Annotated in this window: 12 protein-coding genes; 4 read left to right on the top strand and 8 right to left on the bottom strand. The window is 64.3% G+C overall.

The genetic code is table 11. The features are described 5' to 3' along the window. Positions 1 to 4: 4 nt before the first annotated feature. Genes kdpC through EN852_RS02945 form a run of 5 tightly spaced genes read right to left on the bottom strand, consistent with a single transcriptional unit; the run spans position 5 to position 4,736 of the window. Positions 5 to 568: a potassium-transporting ATPase subunit KdpC gene (gene kdpC, locus EN852_RS02965; protein ID WP_127874842.1), complete on the bottom strand. Its 564-nt coding sequence runs from the start codon at positions 566 to 568 to the stop codon at positions 5 to 7. A gap of 12 nt (positions 569 to 580) precedes the next feature. Continuing rightward, positions 581 to 2,674: a potassium-transporting ATPase subunit KdpB gene (gene kdpB / locus EN852_RS02960; protein ID WP_127874841.1), complete on the bottom strand. Its 2,094-nt coding sequence runs from the start codon at positions 2,672 to 2,674 to the stop codon at positions 581 to 583. After that, complete coding sequence (locus tag EN852_RS02955; protein WP_127874840.1) at positions 2,671 to 2,901, bottom strand: hypothetical protein; 231 nt, start codon at positions 2,899 to 2,901, stop codon at positions 2,671 to 2,673. The genes kdpB and EN852_RS02955 overlap by 4 nt, the downstream gene beginning before the upstream one ends. Positions 2,902 to 2,908: 7 nt before the next feature. Continuing rightward, a complete protein-coding gene (gene kdpA, locus EN852_RS02950) occupies positions 2,909 to 4,612 on the bottom strand; it encodes a potassium-transporting ATPase subunit KdpA (RefSeq protein ID WP_127874839.1) in 1,704 nt (567 codons plus the stop codon). Between the two features lie 34 nt (positions 4,613 to 4,646). Beyond that, positions 4,647 to 4,736, bottom strand: a complete 90-nt coding sequence (locus tag EN852_RS02945) for a K(+)-transporting ATPase subunit F (RefSeq protein WP_040990279.1) — start codon at positions 4,734 to 4,736, stop codon at positions 4,647 to 4,649. 560 nt (positions 4,737 to 5,296) lie between these two features. Between EN852_RS02945 and EN852_RS02935 the strand changes: the two genes are divergently transcribed. Beyond that, entirely contained in the window at positions 5,297 to 7,087 is a 1,791-nt protein-coding gene (locus EN852_RS02935; RefSeq protein ID WP_127874837.1) for an NAD(P)/FAD-dependent oxidoreductase, read from the top strand. 247 nt (positions 7,088 to 7,334) lie between these two features. Here the strand turns inward: EN852_RS02935 and EN852_RS02930 are convergent, their stop codons facing one another. Both EN852_RS02930 and EN852_RS02925 read right to left on the bottom strand, forming a co-directional pair. Further along, positions 7,335 to 8,558: an amidohydrolase/deacetylase family metallohydrolase gene (locus tag EN852_RS02930; protein WP_127874836.1), complete on the bottom strand. Its 1,224-nt coding sequence runs from the start codon at positions 8,556 to 8,558 to the stop codon at positions 7,335 to 7,337. 80 nt (positions 8,559 to 8,638) lie between these two features. Beyond that, on the bottom strand, positions 8,639 to 9,004 hold the full coding sequence (locus tag EN852_RS02925; RefSeq protein ID WP_112126402.1) for a RidA family protein: 366 nt from the start codon (positions 9,002 to 9,004) through the stop codon (positions 8,639 to 8,641). A 189-nt stretch (positions 9,005 to 9,193) separates the two neighbouring features. Here EN852_RS02925 and EN852_RS02920 point away from each other — a divergent pair, with 189 nt between their 5' ends. After that, a complete protein-coding gene (locus EN852_RS02920; protein ID WP_127868421.1) occupies positions 9,194 to 9,676 on the top strand; it encodes a hypothetical protein in 483 nt (160 codons plus the stop codon). Between the two features lie 67 nt (positions 9,677 to 9,743). On the opposite strand, the gene EN852_RS02915 is transcribed toward EN852_RS02920, so the two are convergent. Next, positions 9,744 to 9,998 carry a hypothetical protein gene (locus tag EN852_RS02915; protein ID WP_112126404.1) on the bottom strand — a complete coding sequence of 85 codons (255 nt, stop codon included), beginning with the start codon at positions 9,996 to 9,998 and terminating at the stop codon, positions 9,744 to 9,746. Positions 9,999 to 10,285: 287 nt separating this feature from the next. Between EN852_RS02915 and EN852_RS02910 the strand changes: the two genes are divergently transcribed. Both EN852_RS02910 and EN852_RS02905 read left to right on the top strand, forming a co-directional pair. Further along, the gene (locus EN852_RS02910; RefSeq protein ID WP_127874835.1) at positions 10,286 to 11,779 is read left to right on the top strand and encodes an ATP-binding protein; all 1,494 of its coding nucleotides are present in this window, start codon (positions 10,286 to 10,288) and stop codon (positions 11,777 to 11,779) included. A gap of 373 nt (positions 11,780 to 12,152) precedes the next feature. Continuing rightward, positions 12,153 to 13,344, top strand: a 1,192-nt coding sequence (locus EN852_RS02905; RefSeq protein ID WP_210238219.1) for an immunoglobulin-like domain-containing protein, incomplete at its 3' end; no start/stop codon positions are given.

Here is a 13,344-nt window from a genome sequence, read left to right as displayed (position 1 = left end):
TGGATCACTTCAGTTCGTCCAGCGCCAGGTTCAGCGCCAGCACATTGACCACCGGCTCGCCCAGGACGCCAAGCTCGCGAGCTTCGACATGGCCGTCGACGAGCGCCTTGACCTTGGCCTCGTCGACGCCGCGGGCCTTGGCGACGCGCGGCACCTGGAAATAGGCGGCCTCGGGGCTGATGTCGGGATCGAGGCCGCTGCCGGAGGTCGTGACGAGGTCCATCGGCACCGGCGCGTTCGGGTTCTCGGCCTTCAGCTTCTCGGCATCGCCCTTGATGCGTTCGATCAGCTTCGGATTGGTCGGACCGAGATTCGAGCCGCTGGAGGACGCCGCATTGTAGCCGTCGCCGGCGGCCGACGGCCGGCCATGGAAATAGCGGTCGCCGGCAAAGGCCTGGCCGATCAGGCTGGAGCCGACGACCTTGCCGTCCTTCTCGATCAGGCTGCCATTGGCCCGGCCCGGAAACAGTGCCTGGGCAATGCCGGTCATGCCGATCGGATAGATCAGGCCGGTCAGCACCGTGAAGAAGACGATCATGACAAAAGCGGGTCTGAGTTGCTTGAACATCGGAATAGATCCTTATGCGAGGCCGAGGGCCGTGACGATCAGGTCGATCGCCTTGATGCCGACGAAGGGCACGATGATGCCGCCGAGGCCGTAGACGAGCAGGTTGCGGGTGAGCAGCGAGCCGGCGCCGATGGCACGATATTTCACGCCTTTCAGCGACAGCGGGATCAGCGCGATGATGATCAGCGCGTTGAAGATGATGGCCGACAGGATGGCGCTCTGCGGCGTTGCCAGATGCATGATGTTGAGCGCCTGCAGCGGACCGGTGGACTGGCCGGGCGCGACATAGAAGACCGCGAACATCGCCGGGATGATGGCGAAGTACTTGGCCACGTCGTTGGCGATCGAGAAGGTCGTCAGCGAGCCGCGCGTCATCAACAGCGCCTTGCCGATCTCGACGATCTCGATCAGCTTGGTCGGGTCGCTGTCGAGGTCGACCATATTGCCGGCCTCGCGCGCGGCGACCGTGCCGGTGTTCATCGCGACGCCGACATCGGCCTGGGCGAGCGCCGGCGCGTCGTTGGTACCGTCGCCGCACATGGCGACCAGCTTGCCCTTGGCCTGCTCCTCGCGGATCAGCGACAGCTTGTTCTCAGGCGTCGCCTGGGCGAGGAAGTCGTCAACGCCGGCCTCGGCGGCGATCGCCGCCGCGGTCAGCGGATTGTCGCCGGTGATCATCACCGTGCGGATGCCCATCTTGCGCAACTCGGCGAAACGCTCGGCTATGCCGCCCTTGACGATGTCCTTGAGGTGGACGACGCCGAGCAGGCGACCGTCGCGCTCGACAGCCAGCGGCGTGCCGCCGGCCTTGGCGATCTCGTCGGCAACGGCCTGGAGATCGCGGATGGTGTCGCTTGTCGGGCGTGTGCTGTGGGCTGCGACGGTCGCCTGGTTGACATGGGCGAGCACAGCATCGACCGCGCCCTTGCGCACCGACGAACCGTCGATGTCGACGCCGCTCATGCGGGTCTGCGCGGTGAAGGGCACGAAAGCCGCGTGCAGGGTCGCCATGTCGCGGGCGCGTATGCCGTATTTCTCCTTGGCCAGCACGACGATCGAGCGTCCCTCGGGCGTCTCGTCGGCGAGCGAGGCAAGCTGGGCGGCGTCGGCCAGCTCCTGTTCGGTGACGCCCTTGACCGGACGGAACTCGGTCGCCTGGCGGTTGCCGAGCGTGATGGTGCCGGTCTTGTCGAGGAGCAGCGTGTCGACATCGCCTGCGGCCTCGACGGCGCGGCCGGACATGGCAAGCACGTTGAAGCGCACGAGGCGGTCCATGCCGGCGATGCCGATGGCCGACAGCAGCGCGCCGATCGTGGTCGGGATCAGGGTCACGAACAGGGCAACCAGGATCGTCACCGGGATGTAGCCGCCCGAGTAGGAGGCGAAGCTCGGGATGGTCGCGGTCGCCAGCACGAAGATCAGCGTCATGCCGACAAGCAGGATGTTGAGCGCGATCTCGTTCGGCGTCTTCTGGCGCTCGGCGCCCTCGACCAGCGAGATCATGCGGTCGAGGAAGGTCTGGCCGGAGGCGGCGGAGATGCGCACGCGGATCCAGTCGGAAAGCACCTGGGTGCCGCCGGTGACAGCCGAACGATCGCCGCCGGATTCGCGGATGACGGGGGCGGATTCGCCGGTGATCGCGGCCTCGTTGACCGAGGCCACGCCTTCGATCACCTCGCCGTCGGACGGGATGATGTCGCCGGCCTCGACCAGCACGACATCGCCGACCTTCAGGCTGGTGCCCGGCACCAGCTTGAACTTGGTGCGGTCGCCATTGGCGAGCAGCTTGGCCTGGGTCTCGGTGCGCGCCTTGCGCAGCGAATCGGCCTGCGCCTTGCCGCGGCCTTCGGCGACGGCCTCGGCGAAATTGGCGAATAGCACGGTGAACCACAGCCAGATGATGATCTGGAGGGTGAAGCCGAGATCGCCACCGCCGGTTATGAGGTCGCGGATGAAGAGCACGGTGGTGAGCAACGAGACAATGGCGACGACGAACATCACCGGATTCTTGATCAGCGTGCGCGGGTTCAGCTTACGGAAGGCGCCGCCGATGGCGGGCACCAGGATGCGCGCATCCAGAATGCTCGCGGATTTGGACTGGCTCATTTTTGGGCTCCAGTATCGGTTATGTTGGACGGCGCCGGGTGTTCGGTCTTCGGGAAGAGGTGCGGAAGGCCGACGGCCAGCAGCCACAGCACGAACAGCACAGCCGCCATGCCGAGAAAGGTTGAAAGCGTCGGGAAAGGACGAGGCTTCTCGTTCCTTCCGTTGTCGGGTGCTCCGTCACCGGTCTGGTGACCGTCTTGCCGACGTATGTCGTTGAAGCGGGGCATGGTCATCTCAGAAGGTCTGCCCATGGATCATCGCCAGATGCTCGACGATCGGACCGACGGCGAGCGACGGGAAGAAGGTGAGGCCGCCGACGATGATGATGACGCCGACCAGCAGGCCGACGAACAGCGTGCCGTCGGTCGGGAAGGTGCCGGCCGAGGCGGGCACGGTCTTCTTCGCCGCCAGCGAGCCGGCAATGGCCAGAGCCGGGATGATGACCAGGAACCGGCCCATCAGCATGCCGATGGCCATCGTCAGGTTGTACCAAGGCGTGTTGCCGGTGAGGCCGCCGAAGGCCGAGCCGTTGTTGGCGGCCGCCGAGGTATAGGCATAGAGCACTTCGGTGAAGCCATGCGGGCCGCCATTGGCGATCGACGCGACGGCGCTCGGCAGGACCACGGCGATAGCCGTGAAGATCAGCATGGCCAGCGGCAGGCACAGGATGGCGAGCATCGCCATCTTGACCTCCCTGGCCTCGATCTTCTTGCCGAGATATTCCGGCGTGCGGCCGACCATCAGACCGGCAACGAAAACGGCGATGACGACGAACATCAGGATGCCGTAGAAACCGGCGCCGACGCCGCCGACGATGACTTCGCCAAGTTGCATGTTGATGAGCGGGATCATGCCGCCGAGCGCGGTGAAGCTATCATGCATGGCGTTGACGGCGCCGCAGGAAGCAGCCGTGGTGATGACCGCGAACAGCGCCGAGGCGGCAATGCCGAAGCGGGTCTCCTTGCCTTCCATGTTGCCGCCGTCGATGCCGAGCGCATGGACGAGCGGATTGCCCGCGGCCTCGGCCCAATAGCAGACGATGACGCCGATTATGAACAGCACACCCATCGAAGCGAGGATCGCCCAGCCCTGGCGCTGATTGCCGACCATGCGGCCGAAGACGTTGGTGAGACCGGCGCCGAGCGCGAAGATCGTCAGCATCTGGATCATGTTCGAGATCGCGTCCGGATTCTCGAACGGATGCGCGGCATTGGCGTTGAAGAAGCCGCCGCCATTGGTGCCGAGCATCTTGATGGCGACCTGCGAGGCGACCGGGCCGAGCGCGATGGTCTGCTTGGCGCCTTCCAGCGTGGTGGCGTCGACATAAGGTCCAAGCGTCTGCGGAATGCCGAGCCAGACATAGACCAGCGTCAGCACGATACACATCGGCAGGAGCACGTAGAGCGTGCAGCGGGTCAGATCGACCCAGAAATTGCCGATCGACTTGCCCGAGGCACGAGCGAAGCCGCGGATCAGCGCGATCGCGATGGCGATGCCGGTGGCGGCCGAGACGAAATTCTGGACGGTAAGGCCCGCCATCTGCACGAGGTAGGACATCGTGCTTTCGCCGCCGTAGTTCTGCCAGTTGGTGTTGGTGACGAAGCTCGCGGCGGTGTTGAAGGCGAGCTGCGGGTCCACGGCGGCCATGCCTGCCGGGTTGTAGGGCAGCACGCCCTGCAGCCGCTGCAGCGCATAGAGAACGAGAAGGCCCACAAGGTTGAAGAGCAGCATGGCCGTCGCATAGACGGCCCAATGCTGCTCTTCCTTCTCGCTTGTCCCGGAGAGACGGTAGAGGCCGCGCTCGATCGGGACGAGCACGGGCGAGAGCAAGGTGCGGTCGCCGTTGAAGACGCGATGCATATAGAAGCCGAGCGGCTTAACGAGCGCGACGAGAATGGCGCAGTATATAAGGATCTGTATCCAGCCGTAGATTGTCATTGGAATGGCTTTCCGTGCCTGGCGCCGGAGCGTTCTAAAAACGCTCGGGGCGGATGAGGGCGTAGGTGAGGTAGGCGAGCAGGAACAAGGTTACCGCGCCGCCAAGGATGTAATCGAGAAGCATGATCCAACCCTTCCGCTCAGATTCTGTCGCAGGCTTTGACGTAGGCTAAGGACAGGGCAAAGAACAAAATCCCGATCCCGAGAACTATAAGGTCCATGGCAGGTCTTCCTTGTTTCCACTTTGTGTTTGTGGGCTCGCAGTGGCGGCTCAAAACTGCACGCGGACGCACGTCACCTTGGCGGCGATGGCGGGCAAGCGTTTCTTCGAAGGGAGATATGGACCCGATTGCCATAAAGGTTCGAGACGGGGCGGATCGGAAAGATATAGGAATTTTATAGGAATTTGGCCTGACTATTCAGGGAACCTGTCGCCAAGGTGAGCTGTCCGCAGGTGCTCTTTCCCTGAGGCGGCGACTCACCGCCGGAAAGTCTGTCGCTTTTCGCCCCCACCGCCGCCGACGGCGTCTTCGACGCCTGGTTCAGACATCAGAAAATAGAAACTATCGACCTCAATGCCCTCGCTCGATAGCATGCAAAACTGTTCGCGATGTCCTCGCACACCTATTCGCGATGAGGGCCACACGCGCCGGCTTTCGAATTGAAGCAAGGGAACGAACAAGAATGCTCGACATCGCACCATCGCAACAGGCGGCAAGCTGGCTCGGCTCGTTCGGTCGGGCGCTGGAGGCCGGCGATATCGAGGCGGCGACGAACCTCTTCGTCGAGGATTGCTACTGGCGCGATCTTTTGACCTTCACATGGAACATCAAGACCATGGAGGGGCAGGCCGCGATCCGCGAGATGCTGAAGGCCACGCTGTCGCTGGCTCAGCCGTCGCACTGGCGCCTGACCGGCGAGGCGAGCACGGATGAAGGCACGATAGAGGCCTGGTTCAGCTTCGAGACGGCGGTAGCGCGGGGCGAGGGCATCCTGCGGCTGAAGGACGGCCGCTGCCGCACGCTGTTCACGGCGATGAGCGAGCTCAAGGGCTTCGAGGAGCGGAAGGGACCGGCCAGGCCGCTCGGCATCCGCCACAAGGCCGATCCGCAGCGAGAGACCTGGGCGGAAGCGAGAGCACGCGAGGCGCGCGATCTCGGCCTGCATGAGCAGCCCTACTGTCTGGTGATCGGCGGCGGGCAAGGCGGCATCATGCTTGGCGCCCGGCTGCGGCAGCTCGGCGTTCCGACCCTCGTCATCGAGAAGAATGCGCGCGCCGGCGATTCCTGGCGCAACCGCTATCGCTCGCTCGTGCTGCACGATCCGGTCTGGTACGACCATCTGCCCTTCATTCCGTTTCCGGAAAACTGGCCGGTCTTCACGCCCAAGGACAAGATGGGCGACTGGCTGGAGATGTATACGCGCGTCATGGAGCTGAACTATTGGGTGGCCACCAAATGCATCAGCGCCGCCTATGACGAGGCCGAAAAGGTCTGGACCGTGGTGGTCGACCGCGTCGGCCAGCGCATCACGTTGAAGCCGAAGCATATCGTCTTTGCCACCGGCGCCTATGGACCGCCGCGGCAGATCGACTTGCCGGGCGCCGACAATTTCAAGGGCGAGCTCCTGCATTCCAGCCAGTATTCCACCGGCGAGAAATTCCGCGGCAAACGCGTCGCGGTGATCGGTGCTGCCAGCTCCGGCCACGATGTCAGCGTCGATCTGTGGGAAGCGGGCGCCAGGGTCACCATGGTGCAGCGCTCGCCGACGACGGTGGTGAAGTCCGATACGCTGATGGAGGTCGGCTTCGAGATCTTTTCGGAGAAGGCGCTGGCGCGCGGCATCACCACCGACAAGGCCGACATGATCGTCGCTTCCACGCCATTCGCCTTGGTGCCGAAAGGCCAGCGCGCGCTCTATGACGTGATCAGGGCGCGCGACGCGGAGTTCTACCGGCGTCTCAGCGACAGTGGCTTCGCCATCGACTTCGGCGAGGACGAGACCGGGCTGTTGATGAAGGCCTACCGCACCGGTTCCGGCTTTTACATCGATGTCGGCGCCTGCGAGCTGATCCTGAACGGCGAGATCAAGGTGAAAAGCGGCGCCGGCATCACGTCGCTGACGCCGAACGGGATCCTGTTCGAGGACGGCAGTGAATTGAAAGTCGACGCGATCGTCTGCTGCACCGGCTACCAGTCGATGAACGAGACGGTCGCCGCAATCGTCTCACGCAAGGTCGCCGACAAGGTCGGCCCATGCTGGGGCCTTGGCTCCGGCGTGAGGGGCGATCCCGGCCCCTGGCAGGGCGAGTTGCGCAACATGTGGAAGCCGACGGCGCAGGAGGCGCTGTGGTTCCATGGCGGTAACCTGGCGCTGTCGCGCTTCTACTCGAAATATGTGGCGCTGCAGCTCAAGGCGCGGATGGAGGGGATTGCGACGCTGGTCTATGGCGAGCCGAGCAATGCAAGACGGTGAAGCTGCCATCCCCCCCTCGAGGGGAGATGGCCGGCAGGCCAGAGGGGGGCGCTGTCCCGCCGAGGGCTCAAAATTAAGGTTCCTCGCCCCCGCCAAAGGCGGGGGGAGAGGTGGCCGCGAAGCGGACGGAGAGGGGGCCTTCGTAGGGCGCTCCCCTCTCCGTCTCGGCTTCGCCGAGCCACCTCTCCCCACTTCGTGGGGCGAGGAACCTTTGTCCTGCAGTGCCGCGTTCTTTCGCGCCCCCTCATCACTTCCCAAAATGCCTCGCCGCCACATCCACATGCGTGTGATGAGCATGCGCCTCAAAGCGCTCGGTCTCGTTGTGGTCGGGCGTTTCGTTCGGCCACCATTTACCACCGATGGCGATGCCGCTGGAGACCAGCCGCTGATCCGCGACCAATGAGGCTCCGACGGCATCGACGAAGGTGAAGCGGCCGGGTTGCTGCCGCAACACCGCGACATCGCCGATGCCGCCGACCTTCAGCGCGCCAAGCTCGGGCCGGGCAATCGCCTGCGCGGGGTTCACCGTCGCCGCGCGCAGCACCTCGACCAGCGGCATGCCGAGCGCCATGAGCTTCGACATGCAGACCAGGATGTCGAAGGCCGGGCCGTCGACGCAGTAGAGGTGGACGTCGCTCGAGATGACGTCGGGCGCAAGACCTTCCGCGAGCATCGCTTTCGCCACCTCGAAGTCGAAGGAGCCCATGCCGTGGCCGATGTCGAAGATGACGCCGCGCTCTCGCGCCAGCCGCATGTCCGGCCGCACCGCGCCGGAGGCGAAAACCGGCGCGTTGGGGAACGGGCGGAAGCAGTGGGTGAGGATGTCGCCGCGGCGCAATCTCGGGAGCACCTCCGAGCGGCCCGGCGGCGGTTCGTCGATATGGGCCATCAGCGGCAGGCCGGCCCTGTCGGCCGCTTCCAGCGCGAGGTCGACCGGCGCGATTCCGCTGGTACCCCCGGCATGCTTGCCGGAGCGGACTTTCACGCCGACGACGACATCGGCATGCTCGCGCACCGCGGCCACCGTCTCGCGCGGTTCGCAAAGCCTGAGGTCGCTGCATTCGCCGACGGAGACTGTTTTGGCGAAACCGAATATGCCGGCAAAGGAGATGTTGACGTAAGCGAGGATGCGAACTTTCGAGCGCTCGATGACATGGCGGCGAAAGCCGAGGAAATTGCCCGCTCCGGCGCTGCCCGCGTCGATGAAGGTGGTGGTGCCGCTCTTGGCTGCCAGCCGGTCGGCATCGACGCCGAGCGAGGTGCCGCCCCAATAGACGTGGCTGTGCAGGTCGACGAGGCCGGGCGTGACGATGCAGCCCCTGGCGTCGACCACCTGCGTGGCATGTTCGGCATCGATGGCGGCCTCGATCGCTGCAACGCGGCCATCGGCAATGGCGACGTCGCGTTGCGCATCCAGGCCCGATGCGGGATCGATGACGCGCCCGCCTTTGATCAGGAGATCGAACTGCATCGCTGCCCTCTCTGCTGTTTGTTTCACGCAATTCCGGACGGAAAACCGCTAACCACTTTTCCTGGAATTGCTCCAGGCGATCAGACCGGCCGGTAGGCGACCGCCTCGACTTCGATCTTGATGTCGATCATCAGGCGCGATTCGACGGTGGTGCGCGCCGGCGGATCCTTCGAGAAATGTTTTGCATAGACGGTGTTGAAGGTGCCGAAATCGCGCGCGTCCTCCAGCCAGACGGTGGTCTTCACCACATCGTCCATGGTGCAGCCGGCCAGCGCCAGCGCCGCGCTGACGTTTTGCAGCACCTGCTCGGTCTGCTCGGCGATGCCGCCCTTCACCACCAGCCCGTCGCTGCCCACCGGCACCTGGCCGGAGACATAGACGAAATCGCCGGCGCGCACGGCGGGCGAGAGCGGGACATGCGATTTTCCAAAGCATTGCTTGGGCAAGTAGGCCTCCTCTTAGCGATCGAACGGAACCGTTCGCGTGGCCGTCTACGCTTGTCGGCATGATCCTCATAGAGGCAATGTCGGAAAGCAACATTTTTTCGAAATCTATGTTGCTTTATTACAAAAGCCTGAGCATCTTGCGCTCGACGCCGCTTCGTCCGGGCTGCGCGATATGAGAGGAGATCGGGCATGACCTTCGACAACAATCCGTTTCCGGAAGGTGATGCCGATCGCCACGCGCTGTGGGAAATGCTGGTGCGACGCGACATCGACGCCTTCCTCGGACAGGACTGGCCGATGGTCGAGGACGATTTCATCGCCGAGAGTTTCTTCGGCATGCATGCGCATTTCCTCAGCAATGCCGACGCGTGGCGGCTGCAGTTCCCGAGGCTCGAAATCTATCGCGACGAATGGCTGCGCCAGGCCAGGGAAACCGCGGCGACGAAATTCGCCGAGCCGCTGCGCGAGGCGCTGTTCCGGGTCACCAACATGCGCGATATCGATGTCGACGGCGACCGCGCGGTGCTGCACAAGAAGTTCGATGGCTCGGTCGCCAAGGCCGACGGCAGCGTCGACCGGCTGAAATGGCAGACGCTCTATTTCTGCCGCAAGGTGGGCGGCCGCTGGAAGATCGCCGGCTTCGTCGGTTACATGCCGCATCCGCTGGGTTAAGGCGTACCGATGTTTCGGTGAGGCCGGTCTTCCGGTTCTCACATATCCGCGGGCAAACGCTTCGGAGCTATGACAGCCGCGGCAACCGCTCGTCAGGCGAGCGGTGGTCGAACACGACACCCATGGTCTTACCAACGGCGGCCATCACGATCAGCTCGACCAGATGGTCATCGCTGTCCTCGCAGGATGGATCGGCATGGCGTATGGCATCGAGCATGGCGCGTGTGGACACGGTGTCGCCGGCACGAAATTTCGAAAGGGCAGACGAAACAAGGTCTTGCACCGTCGGGTCCATGACGGGCACTTCCGCAGCGACGTTCATTGGCCTCCTCCTGCCATGAACCCTCCCTCGAAAGATGATACCCCAATGGCTGGATTGCGCCAGCGAAATGGTGGTCCGACCAGTGCCGATGGCGACAGCCTGCCGCCATTCGCTCCATAGGGCAAACTGACGCCCGCCCTTGGGGACGAGCTAACGCTCGCCCTTGGGGACGAGCTAACGCTCGCCCTTAGATGTGGAACACCGCCAAGCGGTGCGTGGCCATGCTCGACGCGCCCGGCTTCGGTTGATAAGCCCGTGGCGCGCATGGAGACGTTCTGAGTCGAAATATGACGGTTGCAATCGAGATGGGGCAGACGAGCGCAGGCGCGCCGGCCGCCCTCGACCTTGAGGAACTGCTGGCGACCCGCCTGCTGGTGCAGGGCAATTCGGGCTCCGGCAAGTCGCATCTGCTGCGCCGGCTGCTCGAACAAAGCGCGCCTTGGGTGCAGCAGACCATCATCGACCCCGAAGGCGACTTCGTGTCGCTGGGTGAACGCTTTGGCCATCTGGTGATCGACGCGGAGGAGCATACCGAGCGCGGCCTGCAGGCGGCCGGCGAGCGGGCGCGTATCCATCGCGTCTCGACGGTGCTCAATCTCGAGGGGCTCGACGCCGAGAACCAGATGCGGCGCGCCGCGGCTTTCCTCGGCGGGCTGTTCGAGGTCGCACGCGACCACTGGTATCCGATGTTGGTAGTGGTCGACGAGGCGCAGCTCTTCGCGCCCGCCGCCGCCGGCGAGGTTTCGGACGAGGCGCGCAAGCTCTCGCTCGGCGCCATGACCAATCTGATGTGCCGCGGCCGCAAGCGCGGGCTGGCCGGCATCATCGCCACGCAGCGACTGGCGAAGCTTGCCAAGAACGTCGCGGCGGAAGCCTCCAACTTCCTGATGGGGCGAACCTTCCTCGACATCGACATGGCGCGCGCGGCCGACCTGCTCGGCATGGAGCGGCGCCAGGCCGAGGCTTTCCGCGACCTGGAGCGCGGGCATTTCATGGCGCTTGGGCCTGCCTTATCGCGCCGTCCGCTCGGCGTGCGCATCGGCCAGACCGAGACCAGCCCGCGCAACGGCACGCCGCGGCTGATGCCGCTGCCGGAAGCAGCGCTCGAGGATGCGCGCTCGATCATCCTTGCGGCTCCGCCGCCGGAGACGGTCAGGCCGCAACGGCGGCCTTCGCCCGACCTGCTCGACCAGTTGATGGCGGCCAAGGCCGCGCCGCTGGACATCCGCCCCGAGCCGGCGGAGCCGCAGCCCAGCGCCGAGGATCTCGCCGAACGTCGCGAGCGGATGGACCGCGTCCTGCGCGCCATCCTGGCCGAGCCCGATGCCGGCTTCCGCGTCATCGGCGTGCTCTACCAGGAATTCGTGGTCCGCTGCCGCATCGAAGGGCTTGCCTCGGTGGTGCCGGACCTTTCGGAATTCCGCCGCATGTTGACGCGCGCCCGCGCCGGCGTCGGCTCCGACATGGCGGAGGACGATGCGTGGCGGGACGTTTCCGTGCGCGCCTCGCTGCTGCCGGAGGACATGCAGGGTGTGTTCATGATGATCGCCCGCGCCGCCAAGGAAGGCTGGCCCTGCCCGAGCGACGCGGCGATCGCGCGGGCCTATGGCTCGCATTCGCTGCGCCGGGCGCGGCGGCTGCTCGACTATATCGAGGAACAGGGCCTCATCGTCTGCCAGGTCGATGGCACAAGGCGACGCACCGTGACGCTGGTCGAGCTCGCCTGGGCGACGGCGCCGGGCGACCCGAACGCCTTGGAGCAGGAAAGCTTGGCGGGCTGACGGGCGCACATCGGGACACGCCGCGCCAAGCTCTGGCAGGTTTTGCACCATCAACCGGCAGGTTTCTTTTATTAGACTTTTCTAATTAATCGTTGACTGGCGACAGTATGTATCCGCGTATGACAGAGCTAACGGCCGAGCCGCGGCGCGACGTCAATTTTGCGCCATCAACCGACCGATCGCCGATTTGTTAAATATCTAACAAGTCATTAACGTTACCCACTGCCGTATATGCGATTATGGTTTCCAAATCATAAAAAGCTAATATAACTGCCTATAGACAGGCTTGGCCCGCGATTGCGGCGACGAGGGGGGCACGCCAGCTAGGAGTGTTGGGGAGCGAGCGCGCAAGCGCTCGCAAAGGGGGGTATTTATGTCTGTCGGCGATATCAAGTTCTTCACCATCAGTCAGAACGGGTTCGTGCTGTCGGTCCAGGCCGTCGACATGGGCAATGGTCAGACGCAGTTCTTCATCAAGTCGAGCCAGGGCCAGGGAGATCTGAACGCGATCTGGTGGTCCGACGGCGACTCAACGGTCGACGGTAGCATCACGCTTTCGAAGTCGGACAGTTCGCTCAACATGAACGGCACCGGCATCGTCTGGGATGGCTATGATTACCTTTCGAGCGCGGGCTTGGGAAAGCTCGGCGAGGCCAAATCCACATTCATCACGCAGGGCGAGACGCTGACCTATATCGCCAACGTGAGCCTGGCCGATGTCAGCACGCTTGGCATCCGCGCGACGAGCGTGAATGGCGGCGACAGCATCAAGGGCGTGGACACGAGCGCGGACCAGGCCTTCAAGCTGCCCACGGTCTCGATCGGCGATGCCTCCGTTACCGAGGGCGGCAAGGCGCAGTTCACTGTCAGCCTGAGCAATACCTATGCCTATGACATCAAGGTCTACTATGGCACCGGGGACGGCACGGCAACCGCCGGGTCCGACTACACGGGTACCGGCGGTTATGTGGTCATTCCCGCCGGCCAGACCACGGCCACGGTCTATGTGCAGACCCTCGACGACTACTACAAGGAGGCGAACGAGACGTTCAATGTCACGCTGAGCACCGCGACGACGAACGTCCTCGGGTCGAACATCAACCTGGGCTTTACCGACAACAGCGGCGTCGGTACGATCATCGATGACAAGGACACCACCACCATCACGCTGAGCGCTCCGGCGGCGGTGGATGAAGGCGGTTCGATCACGGTCACGGCCAATGTCGACCACCCACCACAGGGCGACCTCACCATCACGCTGTCGAATGGCCAGACCATCACCATCCTGAGCGGGCAGACCAGCGGCCAGGTGACCTTCGCCGCGCCCGGCGACGACGTCTATAAGGACGCCAGCACGCTGAACCTTAGCATTAGCGGCACGAGTGGCGGCAACTACGAGCAGCTCGACACCAGTCAGACCGCGACGGTGACGGTCCACGACACCACGACCGACGCGACGGTCGACCTCAGCGCCTCGACGGTCGCCGAGGGGGCGGTTGCCGACTATGTGTTCACGGCGACGTTGAGCAATGCCTCGCAGGGCGTCACCACGGTCCACACCGACC

It is taken from the genome of Mesorhizobium sp. M2E.F.Ca.ET.209.01.1.1, assembly GCF_004010375.2.
Classification (GTDB): Bacteria; Pseudomonadota; Alphaproteobacteria; order Rhizobiales; family Rhizobiaceae; genus Mesorhizobium.
Note: the sequence above shows the minus strand (reverse complement) of the source record. Positions and strands in the feature narration are given on the sequence as shown.